The 22,795-nt window shown below is 64.7% G+C and carries 18 protein-coding genes; 13 read left to right on the top strand and 5 right to left on the bottom strand.

Annotated features, from left to right (window positions below; genetic code table 11):
- Window positions 1-115: 115 nt before the first annotated feature.
- Both A3AC_RS0122100 and A3AC_RS0122095 read left to right on the top strand, forming a co-directional pair.
- Window positions 116-649 (top strand): GNAT family N-acetyltransferase, encoded by a 534-nt coding sequence (locus tag A3AC_RS0122100; RefSeq protein ID WP_025601465.1) that lies wholly within the window; start codon window positions 116-118, stop codon window positions 647-649.
- A gap of 281 nt (window positions 650-930) precedes the next feature.
- Window positions 931-2,229 carry a hypothetical protein gene (locus tag A3AC_RS0122095; protein ID WP_025601464.1) on the top strand — a complete coding sequence of 433 codons (1,299 nt, stop codon included), beginning with the start codon at window positions 931-933 and terminating at the stop codon, window positions 2,227-2,229.
- A gap of 65 nt (window positions 2,230-2,294) precedes the next feature.
- On the opposite strand, the gene A3AC_RS0122090 is transcribed toward A3AC_RS0122095, so the two are convergent.
- The 3 genes from A3AC_RS0122090 to A3AC_RS0122080 form a co-directional block, all read right to left on the bottom strand.
- Window positions 2,295-3,044 (bottom strand): DUF2968 domain-containing protein, encoded by a 750-nt coding sequence (locus tag A3AC_RS0122090; RefSeq protein WP_025601463.1) that lies wholly within the window; start codon window positions 3,042-3,044, stop codon window positions 2,295-2,297.
- Window positions 3,045-3,380: 336 nt separating this feature from the next.
- Complete coding sequence (locus A3AC_RS0122085; RefSeq protein WP_025601461.1) at window positions 3,381-4,940, bottom strand: gamma-glutamyl-gamma-aminobutyrate hydrolase family protein; 1,560 nt, start codon at window positions 4,938-4,940, stop codon at window positions 3,381-3,383.
- Window positions 4,941-5,068: 128 nt separating this feature from the next.
- Complete coding sequence (locus A3AC_RS0122080) at window positions 5,069-6,826, bottom strand: cation:proton antiporter (RefSeq protein ID WP_025601459.1); 1,758 nt, start codon at window positions 6,824-6,826, stop codon at window positions 5,069-5,071.
- 170 nt (window positions 6,827-6,996) lie between these two features.
- Between A3AC_RS0122080 and A3AC_RS0122075 the strand changes: the two genes are divergently transcribed.
- From A3AC_RS0122075 to guaD, 10 genes are all read left to right on the top strand, one after another.
- The gene (locus A3AC_RS0122075; protein ID WP_025601457.1) at window positions 6,997-7,683 is read left to right on the top strand and encodes a DUF2848 domain-containing protein; all 687 of its coding nucleotides are present in this window, start codon (window positions 6,997-6,999) and stop codon (window positions 7,681-7,683) included.
- A gap of 22 nt (window positions 7,684-7,705) precedes the next feature.
- The gene (locus tag A3AC_RS0122070) at window positions 7,706-9,055 is read left to right on the top strand and encodes an MFS transporter (protein ID WP_025601455.1); all 1,350 of its coding nucleotides are present in this window, start codon (window positions 7,706-7,708) and stop codon (window positions 9,053-9,055) included.
- Window positions 9,056-9,187: 132 nt separating this feature from the next.
- Window positions 9,188-9,868, top strand: a complete 681-nt coding sequence (locus A3AC_RS0122065) for a GntR family transcriptional regulator (protein ID WP_025601453.1) — start codon at window positions 9,188-9,190, stop codon at window positions 9,866-9,868.
- A gap of 87 nt (window positions 9,869-9,955) precedes the next feature.
- Entirely contained in the window at window positions 9,956-11,335 is a 1,380-nt protein-coding gene (locus A3AC_RS0122060; RefSeq protein ID WP_025601452.1) for an amidase, read from the top strand.
- Between the two features lie 142 nt (window positions 11,336-11,477).
- Complete coding sequence (locus tag A3AC_RS0122055; RefSeq protein WP_025601450.1) at window positions 11,478-11,987, top strand: disulfide bond formation protein B; 510 nt, start codon at window positions 11,478-11,480, stop codon at window positions 11,985-11,987.
- 411 nt (window positions 11,988-12,398) lie between these two features.
- Complete coding sequence (gene xdhA, locus A3AC_RS0122050) at window positions 12,399-13,943, top strand: xanthine dehydrogenase small subunit (RefSeq protein WP_084515556.1); 1,545 nt, start codon at window positions 12,399-12,401, stop codon at window positions 13,941-13,943.
- Window positions 13,943-16,408 (top strand): xanthine dehydrogenase molybdopterin binding subunit, encoded by a 2,466-nt coding sequence (gene xdhB, locus A3AC_RS0122045; RefSeq protein WP_025601448.1) that lies wholly within the window; start codon window positions 13,943-13,945, stop codon window positions 16,406-16,408. The genes xdhA and xdhB overlap by 1 nt, the downstream gene beginning before the upstream one ends.
- Before the next feature lie 121 nt (window positions 16,409-16,529).
- A complete protein-coding gene (gene xdhC, locus A3AC_RS0122040) occupies window positions 16,530-17,546 on the top strand; it encodes a xanthine dehydrogenase accessory protein XdhC (RefSeq protein ID WP_025601446.1) in 1,017 nt (338 codons plus the stop codon).
- Window positions 17,547-17,655: 109 nt separating this feature from the next.
- Window positions 17,656-18,663 (top strand): adenosine deaminase, encoded by a 1,008-nt coding sequence (locus tag A3AC_RS0122035; protein WP_442856519.1) that lies wholly within the window; start codon window positions 17,656-17,658, stop codon window positions 18,661-18,663.
- Window positions 18,664-18,763: 100 nt separating this feature from the next.
- Window positions 18,764-20,140 (top strand): guanine deaminase, encoded by a 1,377-nt coding sequence (gene guaD / locus A3AC_RS0122030; RefSeq protein ID WP_025601442.1) that lies wholly within the window; start codon window positions 18,764-18,766, stop codon window positions 20,138-20,140.
- Window positions 20,141-20,157: 17 nt separating this feature from the next.
- On the opposite strand, the gene A3AC_RS0122025 is transcribed toward guaD, so the two are convergent.
- Complete coding sequence (locus A3AC_RS0122025; RefSeq protein WP_035475626.1) at window positions 20,158-21,390, bottom strand: NAD(P)/FAD-dependent oxidoreductase; 1,233 nt, start codon at window positions 21,388-21,390, stop codon at window positions 20,158-20,160.
- Between the two features lie 119 nt (window positions 21,391-21,509).
- Between A3AC_RS0122025 and A3AC_RS0122020 the strand changes: the two genes are divergently transcribed.
- A complete protein-coding gene (locus A3AC_RS0122020) occupies window positions 21,510-22,238 on the top strand; it encodes a class I SAM-dependent methyltransferase (RefSeq protein ID WP_025601438.1) in 729 nt (242 codons plus the stop codon).
- Window positions 22,239-22,316: 78 nt separating this feature from the next.
- On the opposite strand, the gene A3AC_RS0122015 is transcribed toward A3AC_RS0122020, so the two are convergent.
- Window positions 22,317-22,760 carry an excinuclease ABC subunit A gene (locus A3AC_RS0122015; protein WP_025601436.1) on the bottom strand — a complete coding sequence of 148 codons (444 nt, stop codon included), beginning with the start codon at window positions 22,758-22,760 and terminating at the stop codon, window positions 22,317-22,319.
- Between the last annotated feature and the right edge of the window lie 35 nt (window positions 22,761-22,795).

The following is a 22,795-nucleotide window of genomic DNA, read 5'->3' as shown; positions in this document are numbered from 1 at the left end:
GCCATGTTACCGTCGATGGCACTGTTGCGTATTTCCTACATTTTCATTACAACCGACCCCGCCGCTCACGACCGTTAGAATGGCGGCGAAGCAATTTCCGTTGGTCATTTTCCCGATGCAGACCACCCCCGCCCTGTCGCTGCGCCCCGCCACCGTCGCGGATGCCGCGCTGATCGCTTCGATTCACAGTACGAGCTGGCGCGCCACTTACCGCGGCCTGCTGCCCGACGCTTTTCTGGACGGCGAGGTCACCGGAGAACGCGCCGCCTACTGGAAGGCGCGCATGGTAGCGCCGGGCAGCGAGCGGCGCATGGTGCAGATCGCGATGTTGGGCGACGAGCCGATCGGCTTCGTATGCGTCGAGCGCCAGCCCGGGTCCGCGTGGGGCGCGCTGCTCGATAACCTGCACGCATTGCCGGGCTATCAGGGTATCGGCGCGGGCAAGCTGCTCATGCGCGCCGCCAAAGACTGGGCTCGCTCGCAAGGGGAGACGCAACTGTATCTGTACGTGCTCGAAGGTAATCTGCCGGCAATGGGCTTTTATGAAAGGCAAGGCTGGCAGTTCGTCGGCGCGGAGCCGGACCGGATGGGCGGCGTGGATATCACTGCTCTGCGTTATGTTTATCGACTGGATAAGTCGAGCGTTTGATCTGGGTCTCGACTGCTGTCATCTCGGACATTTCGCCTCGCACTTTGGGAAGTGTCACAGCCCTTCCTCTTCGGTTCCGTCGCATCATCTTCTTTTCCCGACGATGGCTTTGCGGCCTGGGCGCTGATGCGTCCGGGCGCGCTCATGCGCGCGAGCTACTCGCTCCTGCGCCGTAGCGCTCCCACGCACGCGAGAAGCGTTTTTGCGTAGCACTCCGAGGCCTTCGTCGCCGACCCACGAATGCCAGGCGGCGTCCTTTGCCGAGGCGCTGGAAAAGAGCGATGGCGACCACCCCGTTAACCGTAGTCGAAGGCGCGATGGCGTTGCCGCGCTCGCGCCCGTTCAATGATGTGCCGGCGCCGTTTGGCGGCGGGTGGGCATTGCTCGCGCCAGGCTACTGCCTGGACAGACGGCTGCACGGCCTTTATGGCGCGGTCCTCAAAACATTCAACATGGACGAACAGCCGATCCGCTCATTCTGCCGATGGGTCGCGCCGGAAAATCGGCGTACTCACTCAGAGGCGCCTGTTGGGGTCGCGTCGGCGATCGGCCGGGGCATGTCGCTTGGGGGCGGCTCGGGTGAAACGAAGGCGCTGGAGTCTTCGGTGGGTTCGGTGGGTTCGGTGGGTTCGGTCGGTTCGGTCGGTTCGGTCGGTTCGGTCGGTTCGGTCGGTTCGGTGGGTTCGGTGGGTTCAGCGGTTTTGATCGATCCCGCTTCGGCGAATGGGCTTCCGTCAGCAGAGACCTCGGCCCGCGCAGAAGCTCCCGCCTCGCCCGAAACTTTTGCACCCGTGGCAACGTATGCGTCCGACGCTGAGCGGCATGCGCCTCGCGCGTCGGTCGTGCCATGGTGGATGCTCGCGGGCGCCGCCTGCGCGCTGGGCGGCGTCGCGCTGCTCGCGTGGCTGGCGCCTCGTCATCATGACGCCTCTCATCAGCCTGACGGCAATGACACCGGGTCTGCCCATGGCACCGTTGCCGTGCGCGATACGACAACTGCACAAGCGCCGTTGCACGCTGGCACCGACGCTTCCAAAACAACCGGCGAAGCCGCACACGCAAAAGCCACGAGTACAAGCTCGTCCGCGCGGCCTGGCCACGCTGCGCCAGCTCCCGCTCGCAAGATGTTTACCAGAGAGACCGCACCAGAAGCAAAGGCCGCAAAACAGGCCAGGACGCATGTACCGGAAATCGCGCCAATCGGCCGCACCCCGAAGCAAGTGGTCGCGGGGAACGGCGACCATCGGCGGAACACGGAACGACCTCTTGCAAGCATCGACCCATTGCGCCATCCGCACAACGCAGCCGGCGACGCAGTGAGCCTCCCAGTGCCCTCACCTGCATCGCGGCGGTTCGTCAAACCGTCGGTTGCCGGCTCTTACTCTCCGCTCGCGCCGTCGCTGTTGGGCACCGACGACTACGCGTCCGTTGACCTCAGCGCCAGCATCCGAAGCCAGGGCCGCACGCAACAGGAGCAGCCGCCATCGTTTGCGACTTCGTCGCCGCACAACGGCCAGCAGTGGGTGAACCGTCTCTCGCAGCGCCGCGTGACCGAAGTCCCGGATCAATTCATCAAGTAGCCGGGCGATCCGCCGCACAAAAAAGCCCGACCATCGATCGGGCTTCCTTCGTACTTCGAACGCTTTTACTTCTGGCCTGGCAAACCCATTTCCGTTTGCCGCTGCAACTGCATCACCTGCCCCTGCACCTGCCTCAGTTGCGCCTGTGCGCGCTCCTTCTCTTCGCGTAGTACAGCCGCTTCGTTTTGTGTCTGACGCTGGTAGTCGTTGACCTTCGCCTGCTGCGAGCGGGCGACTTCCAGGTCAGCCTGCAAGCGCTTCGCCCGCTCTTCGGACAATGCAATCACGTCCTGAATGTACGACTTCTGCGCCTGAAGCAGCGTACGCTGAATCTCCACCTCGGACAGTTGCGCGGTCTGCTGCACGAAGCCCGCGTAGATCGCCTCAGCCCGGCCCGCATCCGCCGACTTGATCACCCGCCAGAAATGCTTGTCCTGGAACAATGCGATGTAGTACGTCACTTCGCGCGGATAGAAGAACAGGCTCGCGCCGTAGCTGCCGTTGTAGGTAGTGCGCAGTTCGCTCAGCCTCGCGTCCTGGATCATTTGCATCAACTCGGCGACGTTGCCTTGCGCTTCCGCTGCCGTGTCCGAGGAAGACGAAGACGACGATGACGAAGACGGGGCCGACGCCAGCGCCGCCTCGCGCAGCGCGTCGGCGACAGGCTGCGGCGTCAGCGAGTTCATGGCTGGCCGCGTGCCGACCATCGGCGCGGCCTCTTCGCCTTGCGCGGCCAGCACGAACCCGCCATGCTGCAACAGCGCGCACGATGTCGCGAGCAGCATGGCGCGCCGTAAAGATAAGGGGTGCTTCATACCTGCATGCTCCCTGCGGATCCATAAAACAGCCTTGGATTATCGCGCGGATTAGTGCTTAAGCGAAGCATTGAAGCGTCGCAAAAATGGACTTTAAATCGAGATAAAGCTACGGTGTACGAATCAGATGACACGCGAGCTTGTCCCAAAATAAAAGCATTTTTTGGACAACGCAAAAAAAAGCGCCGCTTGCACAGCGGCGCCTCAACGAATGGAACTCCAGAGCGTGCGCCGCGTTTCCGACGCAAATGCAGACCTGAAGGCAAAATCGAACGCCCGGCCAAACTCAAACACCAAGGCCAGCGCAAACACCAACGCGACCTCCCGCCACCTCCTCTAAAACCGCGTTTCGCGCGCCACTCGCAAGAACGTGTCGAGAAGCGGCGTGCAATCCAGCAACTCCGGCCCGCCCGCGCGATGAAACTCCGGATGCCATTGCACGCCCATCACGAATGGCGCGCGCCGGTAGCGCACTGCTTCGATGATGCCGTCCGATGCCGAGACCGCCTCGATATTCAGATCGCGGCCCAGCGTCTTGACCGCCTGATGGTGGATCGAGTTGACGATCGCATCGCGCCGCGCCGGAAACATGTTGGCGAGCGTCGAGCCGTCCGGAAAATGGATCGCGTGACGGTGCTGATCGTAGTCTTCGTTGACGTGCGCGCCGGCGGTCGGCACGTCGGTGGCAATGTCCTGATACAAGGTGCCGCCGAACGCCACGTTGATCAGCTGGCAGCCGCGGCACACACCGAGCACCGGCTTGCCCGACTCGATGAATTCATGCAGCAGTTCGAGCTCGTACATATCGCGCACGCGGTCGCCGGGCCATTCGGGACGTGTCGCGGTCTCCGCATACGACTGCGGCGAGACGTCCGCGCCGCCTTGCAGCAGCAGGCCATCAAGATGCTTCGCGTAATCGCGCAAACGGATATTGCTCGGATGCAGCATGCCCTGATGGCCGACCGTCGGGATCATGAACACCAGCACGTCGCGCGACATCACCCAATGCGCAATCGACTCCTCCAGGTACTGCAGCGTCTTGCCGCGCAGCCCCTTCGCGCCCGGCTCGGGGTGGAAGATGCGCGCCGATACGCCGATGCGCAATGTGCGCTGCGTAATCCGCTGACCCGCGCGGTCGAAGATCTGACGCGCGCGCGCAGCGACGATACGGCCAAACACCGACCACGCCGAATCCGTCTGCTTCAGATAGCGCGGAGGCGAAGGCGGCAACGCATTCGGCGGCGGCGGGTTGCTCGCGCTGAAATCCGGGGCAGCGCCGAAACCGGGCGGCGGCGCGCCGGCGGGCCGCGCAGTGGTTTCCGCGGCGTCCTCGGCGGCGAGCACTTCATCGGTCGAGGCGACCAGTTCGCCTTCAATCGGCTCGCTCGTGAGCGGCGTCGCGCTGCGCGGCGGTGAAGACTGGGCGGGGGCCACGGTTGGCGCGGGCGGCATGGACGCCGCTTCGCGGCCGCGCGCCGAGCGCGCATCGCGTTCATGAACAGCCGCTTCCTGCTTCGCGACCGAGGCGGCTGCGGAACTGCGCGCTTCGGCCGCATCGCGTTGCTGGGCCGAGCGCCTGTCGGCGGGCGTAACCGCGGACGCGCTCCCGGGCGCGTCAGTCGACGATCTCGCAGCCGCCTCCGACGCGCCGGACGGCGCGCCTACAGGCCGACCGGAAACAGACGCACCTGAAACGCCAGTCGACGGTGCCGCGGTCGACACCAGCGGATCCTTTACCGGCGACTGAATAGCATCTTCATGCGAGAGGGGTAACGAAGCCGCCGGTTCGACGGGCGGTGTACCGGACGTTACGGACGTTGGCAACGTTGCCGGCGATGCCGAAGGCGGCGGTGGACTGCCGGGTTGACCGGCGTTTTCAGGTTTGTTTTCGCTCATGACTGTCGGACAGGCGCCTTTCACGCGAACGAATGAATATGCCCTGATTATCCGCCAGCGTGCCCAGGCGGGCAAACGCGCACACAATTGCTCACATTGTCCGGCCGCGCTGCCCAGTTCCGTCAAACTTAGGGATCAGGCTGTTCGTCGAAAGTTTCGCGCAGCGCAATCTGCATGGCCGCGTGAATCTTCACGCACCAGCGCCAGACGAGCGCGAGCAGCAGCGCCGCGCAAATCAGCACTGCGGCAAGCAGGCCGGTCGGCGGCAGGATGCCGCCCGAGAGCGCCGCCACCAGTAGAAAAACGCCGACCATGCAGACCACCGGCACAAGATCGGCAATCGCATAGCGCAGCGCGCTGGTGAAGCGCCCCGCCGTCGCCGGCTGCACGCTCACCTCAGCAAGCAACAGCGCGAGCGACTTCGTCTTGCGATAAACGGCCACCAGAAACGGCATCGACACGAGCAACGCGGCGCTCCACAGCACTACGCGCTGCAGCGGCTCGGCGCTGACCCAATGTGTGAGCAAGCCACTGATGTAGGGCGCGCCGTACGACACGATCAGAAAAATCGCGGCGACGAGGGCGAGATTCACCGCGATCTGCAGGATGATTCGCCGCGTCATGCTGAAAAGCGTCGGCTCGCCGCTGCCGGTGCTCAGGCTGCTCAACCACTGGCTATACATGCCGAACACGTTGACGAGCGTGCGCGGCAGCACGCGCGCAAAACGCCGCGTGAGCGGATCGGCGGCGCGAATCAGGTAGGGCGTGAAGAGCGTCGTCAACGCCGAGACGGCGACCGCAATCGGATAGAGAAACGCGCTCGTCACTTTGAGCGTCAAACCGAGCGACGCAATGATGAACGAGAACTCGCCGATCTGCGAAACCGTCATGCCCACGCGCATTGCCGTGCGACCGTCCTTGCCCGCGAGAAAGGTGCCGAGTCCGCACGACATGATCTTGCCGATGATCACCGCCACCGTGATCACAGCGATCGGCCACGCGTAGTCGACGAGGACCGCCGGGTTCAGCATCAGGCCGATGGTCACGAAAAAGATCGCCGAAAACACGTCGCGCAGCGGCGCAATGAGATGCTCGATACGATGCAGGTGCCGCGACTCGGCCATGATCGCGCCAATCAGAAACGCGCCGAGCGCAATGCTGTAATCGAGCTTGACGACAAGCAGACAGAACCCGAAGCAGAAGCCGAGCACGGCGACGAGCAGCATTTCGTCGCTGCGGGCGCGCGCGACGTAATTGAGCGCGCGCGGCACCACGAGAATGCCCACCACCAGCGACACCGTCATGAACAGCAACAGCTTGCCGAGCGTGACGACCGCGACGCCCGCGCTCAACTGCCCCGTCTGCGCAATGCCGGATAGCAGCACGAGCATTGCGATGGCGAGAATGTCCTCGACGATCAGAATGCCGAACACGAGCTGCGCAAAACTCTCGCGCTTCAAGCCGAGTTCGGAGAGCGCCTTGACGATGATCGTCGTCGACGAAATGGCGAGGATCGCGCCGAGGAACAGCGAGTCCATCGGGCTCCAGCCGAACGCACTGCCGATCTCGTAGCCGAGCCACAGCATCAGCACGATTTCGGAAAGGGCCGCGACGATGGCCGTCGCGCCCACCTTGAAAAGCTTGCGCAGACTGAATTCCAGGCCGAGCGAAAACATCAGGAACACGACCCCCAACTCGCCGAGCGTCTTGATGGTCTGTTCGTCGTGAATCAGTTGAAACGGCGGCGTGTATGGACCGATGATCACGCCCGCCGCGATATAGCCGAGCACCACCGGCTGCTTCAGGCGATGGAACAGCACGGTGACGACGCCGGCGAGCGCCATCACGACCGCCAGATCCTGAATGAAGCCGATTCCTTCGTGCATGCGCCCTTTCCTTACAAAAAGTAATGTCCACGAAGAGTGTAACAAACGCCGCGGCCGTCACCGCATGCAGGAGCCCGCTGACGACCCGCGGCCGGCAAATCTTTTTTGACACGCTGGACGCCTGTGAAATATCACAATAATATTTGCCGCATATTTTATGGAGCCGACTGATGCAGCAGCTGTCTTTTGAGATTGAAGAACGTTCGGGCGCCGCGCGCGCCGCAGTCATCCATGTGCAGCGCCTGACCATTGCAGGTTGGGCCGGCCGCGACCAGGCGGCCATCGAGCATCACATCGCGGAGTTGGCCGAACTGGGCGTGAAGCGGCCGTCCACGACACCGTGCTTCTATCGCCTCGGCTCGGAATTGCTCACGCAAGCCGAACAGATCGACGTCGTGGGCGCAAAATCGAGCGGCGAGGCCGAATGCGTGCTGGTTCAGTCGGACGCCGGCCTGCTCGTCACCGTTGGTTCGGACCACACGGACCGCGAAGTGGAAGCCTATGGCGTGACGGTCTCCAAGCAGGTGTGTCCGAAACCCGTCGCGCGTGGCGCCTGGCTTTTCGACGACGTCCGCGACCATTGGGATCAACTGGAATTGCGTGCCTTTGCCGTCGCGAACGGCGCGCGGCGCGTCTATCAGCAGGGCAGCGTCGCGTCGCTGCTGTCCGCCGCCGACCTGCTCGCGCGCGCGCCGCTCGCAGAGGGCGCGGCCATGTTCTGCGGCACGCTCGCGGTGCAAGGCGGCATTGCCGGGATGGCCGACGGCGACGCGCTCGAACTCGAATTGCACGACCCCGTCCTGAAGCGCACGCTGCGCCACGCGTATCGCGTGCGCGCCTTATCTATTGTCGAATGAGCCATTGTCGAACGAGGCATTCATGAGCAACCCTTCGCCCTTCGCCGCCGACGCGTCCACCGACGCCTCGCTGGAAGCCGCCGCCATCCGCAAGATCACGTGGCGCATCATGCCGTTCCTGTTTCTCGTCTACGTGCTCTCGTATCTGGATCGCGTCAACATTGGTTATGCGAAGCTGCAGTTCACCGGCGACCTCGGTCTTTCCAATGCGGCATACGGGCTCGGCGCGGGGATATTCTTCTTCGGCTATTTCGTGTTCGAGGTGCCGAGCAATCTGCTGCTGAAGAAGTTCGGCGCGCGCGCCACGATTGCCCGCATCACAATGCTGTGGGGCCTGCTGTCGTGCCTGATGATGTTCGTGCGCAGCGAGACGATGTTCTACGTGCTGCGCTTTCTGCTTGGCGTCGCTGAAGCAGGACTGGTGCCGGGTGTGGTGCTCTATCTGACCTTCTGGTTTCCGTCCGACCGCCGCGCGCGCATGGTCGCTGTGTTCATGGCGGCGATTCCGGTGGCCGGCATTATCGGCGCGCCGCTGTCGGGCTTCCTGATGTCGGCGCTGCACGAAGCGCATGGCTTGCGCGGCTGGCAGTGGATGTTCCTGATCGAAGGCATTCCGTCGATTCTCGCCGGCTTCTGGGCGCTCGCGGTCTTGCGCAACACGCCCGCCGAGGCAGCCTGGCTCACCGCCGACGAAAAGCGCGTGATCCTCACCCGCCTCTCCCGCGAAAATGCCGCGGCCGCTGCGCAAGGCGCCGAGCATAGTCTCGCGGTGGCGCTGCGCTCGGGCCGCTTCTGGCTGCTCACGCTGATCTATTTCTGTCTCGTCACCGGCAATGCGGGCTTCTCGTTCTGGCTGCCGCAAATCGTCAAGGACCTCGGCGTGACGAACCTGGTCACCAACGGCTTCGTCACCGCGATTCCGTATCTGGCGGCGGGCATCGGCATGATTCTGATTGGCCGTTCTTCCGATGTCACCGGCGAGCGCCGCTGGCACTATGCAGTGTGCTGCTTTATCGGCGCGGCGGGGCTGCTTGGCAGCGCCTCGGTTACGAATTCGATTCCGCTTGCCGTGACCGGTTTGTCGATTGCGTATATCGGGATTCTGGCGGGCTTCGGCATCTTCTGGTCGATGTCGACGAGTTTCCTGCAAGGCACCGCCGCCGTCGCGGGCATCGCCGTGATCAACTCGATTGCCAATCTTGCCGGTTATGTCAGTCCGTATGTGCTCGGCATAGTCAAGGACGCGACGCATAGCGTGACGTTCGGGCTGGTGCTGATCGCGGGCGCGCTGATCGTGGGCGGCCTCGTCACGCTGATGATGCCGCGCGTGAAAGTGCAGCACGCCGCAGCGGGGGTGCCCGGGCGGGCGTGAGTCCGTGAGCGCGTCGCGGCGTGCCTCTGCAACGCCGGGCCGCCGCCCGCACTTGCCCGCACTCGCGCGCCCAAGACCTCGTTCTACCTTGCTCTACAATGCGCGGACGAACCCCGTCCGCTCCTTTTTCACATGACGCTTTTGCAAACCGCCCGCCCTCCGAGGCCTACCCGCGCGACCGCCAACGCGAGTCTCGCCGAACAGGCTTATGCGTTCGTCAAGCGCGAGATCATCACCATGCGTTTGCGGCCGAGCGAAGTGCTCAACGAAGCGGAGCTGATGGCGCTGACCGGCATCGGCAGGACGCCGGTGCATCAGGCGCTGCACCGGCTCGTGCACGAAGGAATGCTGACCATCATGCCGCGCAAGGGCATCATGGTCCGCCCGGTTTCGCTCGACGACGTGCTGGCTATCATCGACGTGCGGCTTGTGAACGAAAGCTACTGCGTCGAACTCGCCGCGCGCCACGCGCAACAGCACGACTACGATGCGATGCAGGCGCTGCTCGAACGCTCGGCCGTCTGCGTCGCCGCGCATGACATAGAAGGCATGATGGATATAGACCGCGAGTTTCATCTGGCCATTTCGGCCGCCTCGCGCAACGCGGTGCTCGCCGACATCCTGCGCGGGCTGCACGAGCGCTCGCTGCGCTTCTGGTTCATTTCGCTTTCCGAGCCGCATCATCTGGAAGACGTGCACGAGGAACATCTCGAACTGTTCCGCCTGCTGCGCGAGCGCGACGCAGAAGGCGCGCGGCGCTCGGTGCAGAAACATATCGAGGCATTCCGCGCCACGCTCTTCAACCGCATCTGACGGACACGCATCGAACCTGGCCGCTTTGGTGGGCTTCAGCAACGACGCCCAGGCGGCTTCACCCAGTCAAACGGATCGAACCACACCATGGCCACCGAATTCACGCCCTTCCCGCCGCTTGCCCAGCTCGCCGCCGACCTCGCCGCGGGACGCACCACGAGCCGCGCGCTCGTCGAAACCGCGCTGGAGCGCATCGCCGATCCGGCCGGCCAGGGCGCGGTCGCCTTCATGCACGTGGACGCCGACGGCGCGCGCCAGGCCGCCGACGCGCACGACCGCCTGCGCGCAGCCGGCACCGTGCTGTCGCCGCTCGCGGGCATTCCCGTGTCGGTGAAGGACCTGTTCGACATCGAGGGCCAGCCCACCCGCGCGGGTTCGACGGTGCTCGCCGACGCACCGCCCGCCAAACAGGACGCCGTCGCGGTCGCGCGCCTGAAACGCGCGGGCGCGGTGATCGTCGGACGAACCAATATGAGCGAGTTCGCGTTTTCCGGGCTGGGCCTGAATCCGCACTACGGCAACCCGTTGTCGCCGTACCGGCGCGACGTGAAGGGCGACGAGCGGATTTCGGGCGGCTCGTCGTCGGGCGCGGCGGCTTCCGTCGCGGACGGCATGGCCGCCGTCGCGCTCGGCACCGACACCGGCGGCTCGATCCGCATTCCGGCCGCGCTGTGCGGCCTGACCGGCTTCAAGCCGACCGCCGCGCGCATTCCGAAGCAAGGCGGCGTGCCGCTTTCGTCGACGCTCGATTCATTTGGCCCGATCGGCGTTTCGGTTGCGTGCTGCGCGCTGGTGGACCGCATGCTGGCCGGCCTCGAGCCGCGCGTGCCGGCCGCGCGCCCGCTGGAAGGCGTGCGGCTCGGCGTGCTGACGAACTATGTCACCGACGACGTCGAGCCCGCGGTCGCGGCCGCCATCGACACCGCGCTCAAGCACCTGGAAGCGGCCGGAGCGATTGTCAGCGAGGTACGCTTTGCGCCGCTCGACCGTCTGCCGGACATTAATCGCTTCGGCTTCTCGCCGATCGAGGCGTATGCATGGCATCGGCCGTTGCTGGACAAGCATCGCGAGCAATACGATCCGCGCGTGCTAGTGCGCATTCTGAAGGGGCAACCCGCGAGTGCCGCCGACTATCTGGACCTGCTCGCCGAGCGCGAGGCGATGCTGACCGAAGCCGCGCGCACGCTGTGGCAGCGTTTTGACGCCGTGGTGGCGCCGACCGTGCCGGTGGTGCCGCCGCGCGTCGCCGAACTGGTTGCCGACGACGACCTGTTCGGCCGCACTAACGCGTTGATCCTGCGCAATCCGGGCGTGTTCAATTTCCTCGACGCCTGCGCGCTGTCGCTGCCGTGCCATCTGCGCGGCGACGCGCCGGTCGGCCTGATGCTGGCGGGCGCGCCGCACGCCGACGACGCGCTGCTCGCCATCGGCCGCGGCGCCGAAGCGGTGCTCAACGCGATTCGCTAACGGGCCTGCGGCATCGAGGCGCGCGTGCGCGCATGGCGTCGTGGGGGCGGGGGTTCGCGCTAGAATCGCGGGCACCCGCCCTGTTTGCTTACTGGCAGGAACATCACAGCCACACCACAGCTATACGACAGCCACACGATCCATGAACAACGACAACGCGATGTTGCGCCGCGAGCGCTCCCTGCTGGTCCTGCTGGGCCTGATCTGCGTCGGCCTCGTGGCCGGCGCGCTCTATCTGCAGTACTTCAGGCACGAAGACCCGTGCCCGTTGTGCATCATCCAGCGCTATTTCTTCCTGCTGATCGCGATCTTCGCGTTCCTGGGCGCGCGATTCAACAGCTGGCGCGGCGTGCGTCTGCTGGAAGTCATGGCGGCATTGTCGGCGCTTGCCGGCATCGTGACCGCCGTGCGGCACGTGTATGTACAGGCGAATCCGGGCTTTAGCTGCGGCTTCGACGCGCTGCAGCCGGTCGTCGACAGCCTGCCGCCCGCGCATTGGCTGCCGGGCGTATTCAAGGTCGCGGGGTTGTGCGAAACCGCCTATCCGCCGATTCTCGGCCTGACGCTGCCGATGTGGGCGCTGGTCGGCTTCGTGCTGGCTTTTGTGCCGCTGGTGCTGAGCCTCGCGCGCAATCGCGGGCGGGTGTCGTAGAGAGTCTTTGCGGCTTGGGGCGTTTGATCGCCGCCCCGAGCCTGCCCGCGGCGCGGCCCCGCGGCGGCGCCCTCTCCCGCCTCTCCCGCCTCTCCCGCCTCTCCCGCCTCTCCCGCCTCTCCCGCCTCTCCCGCCTCTCCCGCCTTTCCTGCCCTCTCCGCTCTGTCCCGCCTTCCCCATCTTCCCGGCGCACTTCCCCCCGAACGCAACTTCTCCGCCTCCCGCGAATCCGACTCAAATCGGACTTATCTCATTGCTTGTTCCGCATAAGCTTCATTCGACATCGGAAATATTTTTGGGGCGCGGGAATGCTATCTTCGAATCTGGATGGCGATCTACGTGCGCGAGGCCGGCTTTGGCGCGACCCCATGCGTAACGCGCGCCCGGTCCGCACTGTCTTTCGGATTCGCCATGACAACGCAAACCATCCGCTTTTATCGCCAGGGGTCCGTCCACGAGGTCGCGGGCGTGCCTGCCTCGCGCACGGTGCTCCAGCATCTGCGCGAAGACCTGCATTGCACCGGCACGAAGGAAGGCTGCGCTGAGGGCGACTGCGGCGCCTGCACCGTGGTGATCGGCGAGCTCGACGCACGCGGCGCACTCGCGCTCAAAGCGGTCAACGCCTGCATCCAGTTTCTGCCCACGCTCGACGGCAAGGCGCTCTTCACCGTCGAAGATCTGCGCGCCGCCGACGGCACGCTGCACCCCGTCCAACAGGCCATGGTGGACTGCCACGGCTCGCAGTGCGGCTTCTGCACGCCCGGCTTCGTGATGTCGATGTGGGCGCTGTACGAGAACCAGCCGGCTGCCGCCGGCCTGCCGACGCGCGACGAAATCAACACTGCGCTATCGGGCAATCTGTGCCGCTGCACCGGCTACCGGCCAATCGTCGACGCGGCGCAGAAAATGTTCGACTACGCGCAGTACCCGCGCGTGACGCTGGAGCGCCACGCGGTGGAAACGGCGCTGCGCGAGCTGCAACGCAAGGACACCTTCGAATACCGCGCGCCCGACGCCCGCGGCGCCGCCTTCGGCGCGCCGGCGTTTTACGCGCCCGTCACGCTCGAGGCCTTCGCGCGGCTTCGCGAGCAGCATCCGCAAGCGCGGCTTGTCGCCGGCAGCACCGACGTCGGTTTGTGGGTCACCAAGCAATTTCGCGATTTGGGCGACATCCTGTATATCGGCAATGTGCGCGAACTGAAGAGCATCGAGCGCGATGCGCAAACGCTGACCATCGGCGCCGCGGTCACGCTCGAAGATGCGTATGCCGCGCTCGCCGCCGACTATCCCGAACTCGCGGAACTGTGGACGCGCTTCGCTTCCCTGCCGATCCGCAATGCCGGCACGCTCGGCGGCAACGTCGCGAACGGCTCGCCGATCGGCGATTCGATGCCCGCGCTGCTCGCGCTCAGCGCCGAAGTCGTGCTGCGTCATGGCACGAAAACGCGCACGCTGCCGCTCGACGCGTTCTATCTCGGCTATCAGAAAACCGCGCTCGCGGCCGGCGAATTCGTCGCCGCGCTGCGCGTGCCGCGACCGGCGGGCAACCTGCGCTTTCGCACGTACAAAGTCTCGAAGCGCTACGATCAGGATATTTCAGCGGTCTGCGCGGCCTTCGCACTGCATCTGGCCGATGACGGCAGTATCGGCGCAGCGAGCGTCGCTTTCGGCGGCATGGCGGCAACGCCCAAGCGCGCCGCCCAAACCGAGGCCGCACTGAACGGCGCGCCGTGGAACGAAGCCACCGTGCGGCAGGCCATGAGTGCGCTCGCTGCCGACTTCCAGCCGCTCACCGACATGCGCGCGTCGAGCGCGTATCGGCTGAAGGTGGCGCGCAACCTGCTGTGGCGCTTCCATCTGGAAACGCGCGACGACGCGCCGCTCGCGCTCTTCGACGTGAACGTGTTCGCGTTCGAAGCCGGCGCGCCGGAGGCGATCGCGAAGGAGCCGTCGTGATGAACCGCACCGATGCTTTTATCGAACGCGCCGCAGAGCCGCTAACGGATCAAGCCCGACGCCAGAATGCAGCGCGCGAAAGCGAAGCCGCGATCGGCGTAGCGCTGCCGCATGAATCGGCCGCGCTGCATGTGAGCGGCGAAGCCGCCTATACCGATGACATCGCCGAACTGCACGGCACACTGCACGCGGCGCTGGGTCTGTCGCGCCACGCGCACGCGCGCATCGTGTCGATGGACCTGGACGCGGTCCGACGAGCGCCTGGCGTAATCGCCGTGCTGACCGCCGACGACATCCCCGGTGAAAACAATTGCGGCCCGGTGCTGCACGACGACCCGATTCTCGCCGTGGACGAAGTGCTGTACCTCGGCCAGCCCGTGTTCGCGGTGATCGCGCAAAGTCACGAGCTCGCGCGCCGCGCGGCCGCGCTCGCAAGAAGCGACGACGTGATCCGCTACGAACCGCTCGAAGCGATCCTCACGCCGGCGCAGGCCAAGGCCGCGAAGCAGTTCGTGCTGCCGCCGCTGCATCTGAAGCGCGGCGATCCCGAGGCGAAGATCGCCGCCGCGCCGCACAGGATTAGCGGTACGTTCGAAGTGGGCGGCCAGGAGCAGTTCTATCTGGAAGGCCAGGTCGCGTATGCGGTGCCGAAGGAAATGGACGGCATGCTCGTCTACAGCTCGACGCAGCATCCGAGCGAAATGCAGCAGGTCGTCGCGCATATGCTCGGCTGGCTCGCGCACAACGTGGTGTGCGAATGCAGGCGGATGGGCGGCGGCTTCGGCGGCAAGGAATCGCAATCGGCGCTGTTTGCGTGCGTCGCGTCGCTCGCGGCCAGGCTGCTGCGCCGTCCTGTGAAGCTGCGCGCCGATCGCGACGACGACTTCATGATCACCGGCAAGCGGCACGACGCGATCTACGAATACGAAGCGGGCTTCGACGAAACCGGCCGTATTCTCGGCGCACGCGTGGAAATCGCGTTGCGCGCCGGCTATTCCGCGGATCTTTCGGGCGCGGTCGCGACGCGCGCCGTATGCCACTTCGACAACGCGTATTACCTGTCCGACGTCGACATCGTCGCGCTGTGCTGCAAGACCAACACGCAGTCGAACACCGCGTTTCGCGGCTTCGGCGGACCGCAGGGCGCGCTCGTGATGGAAGTGATGCTCGACAGCATCGCGCGTCAATTGAATCGCGATCCGCTCGACGTGCGCATTGCCAACTACTACGGCATCGGCGAACGCGATACGACGCCGTATGGGCAGCGCGTCGAAGACAACATCCTCGCGCCGCTGACCGACGAGCTGCTCGACTCCAGCGACTACCGCGCGCGCCGCGAAGCGATCGCTGCGTTCAACGCTGAGAGCCCCGTGCTCAAGCGCGGCCTCGCGTTTTCGCCGGTTAAGTTCGGCATTTCGTTCAACGTGCCGTTCCTGAACCAGGCCGGCGCTCTAGTGCATGTCTACAAGGACGGCTCGGTGCTCGTCAATCACGGCGGCACGGAGATGGGCCAGGGCCTCAACACGAAGGTCGCGCAGGTCGTCGCGAACGAGTTCGGTTTGCCGCTTTCGCGCGTGCGCGTGAGCGCGACGGATACCTCGAAGATCGCCAACACGTCCGCTACCGCAGCCTCCACCGGCAGCGATCTGAACGGCAAGGCCGCCGAAGACGCCGCGCGAACCATCCGCGCAAGGCTCGCCGAACTCGCGGCCAAACAGCTCGGCGGGCAGGCCGACGATGTGCGGTTCGCGAACGGCGAGGTCTCAGTGAATGGCGGCGCGATGCCCTTCGAGCAACTGGTTGGCGCCGCGTATCTCGCGCGCGTGCAGTTGTGGTCGGACGGTTTTTACGCGACGCCGAAAGTGCATTGGGACGCGAAAACGCTGACCGGTCATCCGTTTTATTACTTCGCGTATGGCGCGGCCGTCTCTGAAGTCGTGATCGACACGCTCACCGGCGAATGGAAACTGCTGCGCGCCGACGTGCTGCACGACGCCGGTCAGTCGATCAACCCGGCCATCGATCTCGGCCAGGTGGAAGGCGGCTTCATTCAGGGCATGGGGTGGCTCACCACGGAAGAACTCTGGTGGAACCGCGACGGCCGCCTGATGACGCACGCGCCGTCTACGTACAAGATTCCCGCCGTGAGCGATACGCCCGCCGCCTTCCATGTGCGGCTCTATCGGAATGAGAACGCGGAGCCCACCGTGTTCCGCTCGAAGGCTGTCGGCGAGCCGCCGTTGTTGCTGCCGTTCTCGGTGTTTCTCGCGATCCGCGATGCCATTGCCGCAGCGGCGTCATCTGCTGGCGCGTCCACGCGCGCCGTCCCGCCCTTGCGTGCGCCGGCGACGCCGGAATCAATTCTCGACGCATTAGATGCGCTACGCGCGGCCAACGTGCGCGACGATGCTGCTTCATCGCAGCAAGCCGCGACTCACGGCACGACAGAAACGGCACCGGGTTGACGTATGGCGAAACGGATCATAAACGTCACCGTCACGAAGACCCGAGGCGACAGGAACGCACTGTGCCACACTCAACCGGCCGCACGAACACCGCGCGCGGCCCTGCACGGAGAACTGCCGGATGCAAGCCTGGCTACCTGACCTGCAACAACTGCTCGCGCACGGCGACGCCGCCGTGCTGGTGACGGTCGCGCGCGTCGAAGGTTCGGCGCCGCGCGAGGCCGGCACGAAGATGATCGTCACACGCGAGTCGGCGAAGCATACGATCGGCGGCGGCCATCTGGAATGGAAGGCGATCGAAACCGCGCGCCAGGTGCTGCGCGACGGCATGCGCTCGCCGCATATGCGGCGCCTCGAACGGTTCGCGCTCGGCCCGAGCCTCGGACAATGCTGCGGCGGCGCGGTGATACTCGCATTCGAGCGGCTCGACGTAGGCGACCTCGGCTGGATCACCTCGCTGGCGAAGCGTCTCGCAGCGGGTCAATCGACGGTGCGTAGCGTATCATTCGGCCCCGCGCCGGATGCGGTGATGCTGTCCGATCCCGAGCCGGGCGTGGATGCCGCCGACTGCCTGCTGTGGGACGGCGCCGGCTTCGACGACAGCGGCGCGCTGCTCACCGAAACCATTGCGCCAGGCGACTTCCCCGTCGTGCTGTTCGGCGCCGGCCACGTGGGCGCAGCGCTGGTTCGCGTGTTGGCCACGTTGCCGTGCACGGTACGCTGGGTCGACGAACGCGACGCGCAGTTTCCGCCGGTCGACTCACTGCACGCGCATAACGTGAAGATCGACGCGAACGACGCGCCCGACGAAGCCGTTGACGACGCCGCGCCGAACACGTACTTCATCGTGATGACGCACAACCATACGCGCGACCTCGAACTCGCCGAGCGCATCTTGCGGCGCGGCGACTTCGCGTTCTTCGGCATGATCGGCTCGCACAGCAAGCGCAAGCAGTTCGAGCACCGGCTCGCCGCACGCGGCATCGACCCAATGCGGATTGCGCGGATGAAGTGCCCGCTCGGCGTGGACGGCATCATCGACAAGTCGCCGGAAGTCATTGCGATTTCCGCGGCGGCGCAGCTGCTTCAAGCGGTGGAAGCGAACGCGAGCCAGCATCGCGCGGCGCAGACGGCTTGATAAGGCTTGACGAGCGGCGGCCCGGCATTACACATAGCGCGCGCAAAAAACCTATACCTCCTGACCGACCATGAATCGAACAACCTCTGCATCCCTCATCGAAAAGACGATGCTCGCGCCGAAGGCCGAGCTGCATATTCACATCGAAGGCTCGCTCGAGCCCGAGCTGATTTTTGCGCTCGCCAAGCGCAACGGCGTGAAGCTCGCGTACGACTCGATCGACGCCTTGCGCGCCGCCTACGCGTTCACCGACCTGCAATCGTTTCTCGACATCTATTACGCCGGCGCGAGCGTGCTGCTGCACGAGCAGGACTTTTACGACATGACGATGGCGTACGTGGAGCGCTGCCTTGCCGACAACGTGATTCACAGCGAGATCTTCTTCGATCCGCAGACGCACACCGAGCGCGGCGTGCCGATTGCAACGGTGGTGGCCGGCATCGAGCGCGCCCTCCGCGATGCAGAACAACGCGGCATGACGAGCAGGCTGATTTTGTGCTTCCTGCGGCATCTGTCCGAGGAAGATGCGCTCGCCACCTTCGAAGAAGCGCGACCCTTGTTCGAGCAATACAGGCATCGTCTGATCGGCGTGGGGCTCGATTCGTCGGAGCGCGGTCATCCGCCTTCGAAATTTGAGCGCGTGTTCGCGAAGGCACGCGCGTTGGGCCTGAAGCTCGTCGCGCATGCGGGCGAGGAAGGACCGCCGTCGTACGTGTACGAAGCGCTCGACGTGCTAAAGGTAGACCGCGTGGACCACGGCGTGCGCAGCGTGGAAGACCCCGCGCTCGTCTCGCGTCTTGCCGACACGCGCGTTGCATTGACCGTGTGTCCGCTGTCGAACCTCAAGCTTTGCGTGTTCGACGACATGACCAGGCACACGCTGAAGGACCTGCTCGATCGCGGCGTCGCCGTCACGGTGAATTCCGACGACCCCGCGTATTTCGGCGGCTACGTGAACGCCAACTATGCGGCCACCATCGACGCATTGAAGCTCGACGACGCCGAGGTCTACACGATCATCCGCAACGGTTTTGAAGCGTCGTTCGTGACGCCGGAGCAACGTGCCGAGTTGATCGCGAAGCTGGACGCCTACTGGAATCAAAGCGGCCCGCATTGACGGCGCCGTTGTATCGCAGCGCGGGCGGCGGTTTTTCGACGAACCGCAGAATGTAACCGCTGGCCGCGCGGCCTCGTTTTCAAGTTCGGAGACGCTTTACATGAATCACTCGGCACAGGCATCTACCCAGGCGCCCCAATCCGCATTTCGCGCGCAACTGCTGACTTTCGACGGCGATCCGTCACGCTCGCCCGATGCGGCCGTCTTCCACGAGGACGGCCTGCTGATCGTCGCAGACGGCCACGTGGTCGCCGCGGGCGCGTATGCCGCGCTCGCGCCGCAACTCGCGGCGGGCACGCCGGTGCAGGATATGCGCGACAAGCTGATCGTGCCGGGTTTCATCGACACGCACATTCACTATCCGCAGACCGACATGATCGCGTCGCCCGCGCCGGGTCTGTTGCCGTGGCTTGACACGTACACGTTTCCGACCGAGCGCCGTTTCACAGACGAGGCTTATGCGAGCGACACCGCGAGCTTCTTCCTCGATGAACTGCTGGCTTGCGGCACGACGACCGCGCTCGTCTATTGCACGGTCCATAAGCAATCCGCCGACGCGCTTTTCAGCGAAAGCGAGGCGCGCAATCTACGCATGGTCGCGGGCAAGGTGCTGATGGATCGCAATTGTCCCGAGTTCCTGCGCGACACCGCGCAATCGGGCTATGACGACAGCGCGGAACTTATTGGCCGTTGGCATAACCGTGGGCGCCAGATGTACGCGCTTACGCCGCGCTTCGCGCCGACTTCGACCGAAGCGCAACTGGAAGCATGCGGCGTGCTGGCGCGCCAGCATGCGGATGTGTTCGTGCAGAGCCACGTCGCGGAAAACCTGGATGAGGTGAAGTGGGTCAACAGCCTCTTTCCCGGCCACCGCAGCTATCTGGACATTTACGATCACTACGGCCTGCTGCGTCGCCGGGCGGTGTACGGCCACTGCATTCACTTCGACGCGCAAGACCGCAAACGCATGGCTGAAACCGGCACCGTCGCGTCGCATTGCCCGACGTCGAACCTGTTTCTCGGCAGCGGCCTGTTCGATTTCGACAAGGCCGACGAAGCCGGCATGCCCGTTGCACTCGCAACAGACGTGGGCGGCGGCACCTCGTTTTCGATGCTGCAAACAATGAACGAGGCGCACAAGGTCGCGCGTTTGACCGGCCATCATCTGACGGCCACGCGCATGTTCTATCTCGCGACGGCGGGCGCCGCCAAAGCACTGGACCTCGCGGACAAGGTCGGCACCTTGAAGCCGAAGTCCGAAGCGGACTTCGTCGTGCTCGATCCGCAAGCGACGCCGCTGCTCGCGCGCCGCACGGCGCGCACCGAATCGCTCGAAGAGCTGCTATTCGCATTCGCGCTGCTCGGCGACGACCGTGCGGTCTACGAAACATATGCGGCCGGCAAACGCGTGCATCGCCGCGACGCTGTGCGCGAGCATGCGCCGCGCGCGGCGCGCCTTACGCAGGTCGTCGCGTGACGCTGTAAAGCAGCGTGTTAGCGCTGCATGCACACCTCGTGTAGCGCATTGAGCCTGCGCACCGGATCGGCGACATACGGGTTCGATTCGTCCCATGCATAGCCGGCGAGCACCGCGCTGATCATGCGGCGAATCGACGGCGTCTGGTCCGGATAGAAAATGATGTCCTGCAATTCGCCCGTGTACCAGCGCTCCACGAATGCACGGAACGTGTCGATGCCCTTGCGCAAAGGCACATCGTATTGCGCCGACCAGTCGACCTGCTCGCCGTCGAGTTGACGGTTCAGCGTCTCTACCGCCAGATGCGCAGAGCGCAGCGCGATCGTCACGCCGGATGAGAACACCGGATCGAGAAATTCACCGGCGTTGCCGAGCAGCGCATAACCGGGCCCATGCAGACGCTCGACATTGGCCGAATATCCGCCAATGTGACGCACCGGCATCAGGAACGGCGCGTCGCCGATCAGACGGTTGAGCGTCGGCTCCTTCTGAATCAGCGCGCGCAGCGTCGCCTCGCGCTCGCTCTCCGGCACGTCGAGAAAGCTCGACTCGGCGACGCAACCCACAGACGAACGTCCGCCAGCGAGCGGAATCATCCAGAACCACACGTCGCGGCGCTCGGGATGCGTGGCGACGCAGATCTTGTTGCGATCGCTCGCGCCGGCCGCCAGACCGTCATAGACATGCGAGAACAGCGCGGCTCGCGTCGGCAGGCGCGTGGGTGCCTCGAGATTCAAAAGACGCGGCAGCACGCGGCCAAAACCGCTCGCGTCGAATACGAAGCGCGCTTCGATCCGGTACGCATGGCCCGTCTCGTCGGTCACGTCGACGAGCGGCGCAGTGCCTTCTGTGTGGACCGCCTGCACGGTATGGCCAAAGCGCACTTCGGCGCCCTGCTCGGCCGCGCAACGAATCAGGATTTCGTCGAACACCGCGCGCTCGACCTGATACGTCGTGCCCCACCCCGCCGAATGCTTGTCGCGGAAGTCGAACGACGACGACCGGTCGCGATACACGAATTGCGCGCCGTTCTTGTACTGGAAGCCCGCTTCGACCACCGCCTGCAGCATGCCCGCTTCCTCGAGGTAGGCCATGCTTTGCGGCAGCAGGCTCTCGCCAATCGAAAAGCGCGGAAAGTGCTGACGCTCCAGCACGAGCACCGAACGGCCCGCCTTGCGCAGCAGCGCGGCCGCAACCGCGCCGGACGGCCCCGCGCCGATGATGACGACGTCGACCGCCGTATGCTTCATGACATGTGTACTCAAGTTTGCCTCAATCGTTTGCTTGCTCGGCGCAGCATTACGCTGCATCCTTACGCCTTGTTACATTGCATCTCTAACAGAACGAACCATTTCCCGGGGAGCCCAGCGTGTCGCCGTCTCACACATCCACCGTGCCGTTCGTACCGGAAACCGCATTCGGAATCTGGTTCCTGCGCACTCACACGTGGGAACACCATGTGCTGCGTGTCGCCATCAACGACCTCAAGCGTCTGATCGACACGCCGTTGCCGGCGGCGCCCATGATCGTCGACGTGGGCTGCGGACAGGGCATTTCCTTTCGCCTGCTTGCCGACGCGTTCAAGCCGCGCCGCATTGTCGGCATCGACTATCACGAGCCCTCGCTTGCGCTTGCCGCCAATGCTGCTCGCGCGTGCCGCGAGAAGATCGCCGAGATCGAGCTGCTGCACGGCGACTGCGCGGAGCTGCCGCTGCCCGATGCCAGCGCCGACATCGTGTTCTGCCATCAGACCTTCCATCATCTTGTCGAGCAGGACCGCGCGCTCGCCGAATTCCGCCGCGTGCTGAAGCCTGGCGGCGTGCTGCTGTTCGCCGAATCCACCGACGCGTACATCAAGTCGTGGGTGATCCGGCTGCTATTTCGCCATCCCATGCATGTGCAAAAAAGCGCGGACGGCTACCTCGACATGATCCGTAGCGGCGGCTTCACCTTCACCGCGCGCAACGTTTCGTTGCCCTACCTGTGGTGGAGCCGCGCAAAAGACTTCGGCCTGCTTGAACGGCTCGGTCTTTATCGTCCGCAACCCGGCAAACGTCGCGAAACGCTCGTCAATGTCGCGGCGATAAAGAGCGGCTAAGCGAGGCGGACGGAAGCGAAGCCCACTGAAGCGAGGCCGGCTGAATCCAGCCGGATTCATCGGCCCGTTCACGTCCGCTTATTTGCGCAGCGTCACCACATCGCCCTTCAACGCCACGCCGGCGATCACAGCGCCCGCGCCGCAGGTGAACTCGGTCGCGCTCTCGCGCACTTCGTTCCTGTAGTTGCTCCTGATGTTGATCACCGCGTTGCCGCCTTCCTTGCGCGCACGTTCCTGCAACTCGATTACCGCCGACAGAAACACATGCTGACAGGCGACCTCATCGCTCTTGCCGAACGCGTTGGTCTTTTTGTTCGTCGCGAATTCGCCGATGGTCTTCACGACGGCCGGATGACGCTGACCCGCGAAATACAGCGCGATATCGTCGCCGACCTTGCCCGGCTCGCTGTGCAACGCCTGTTCGATCGGATAGTTGCCCACCGTGTCGCGCGCGAAAGCCGGTGCAGCGCTCAGTATGGCGAACGAGGCGGCGAGTGTAACGAACATCAGATGGCGTTTCATTGATACTCCTTCGTGGTTGTTATGAGTTTTACGAT

This window comes from Burkholderia sp. WSM2230, assembly GCF_000472445.1.
In the GTDB taxonomy this organism is placed as follows: domain Bacteria; phylum Pseudomonadota; class Gammaproteobacteria; order Burkholderiales; family Burkholderiaceae; genus Paraburkholderia.
This window is presented reverse-complemented; position numbering and strand designations above follow the sequence as displayed.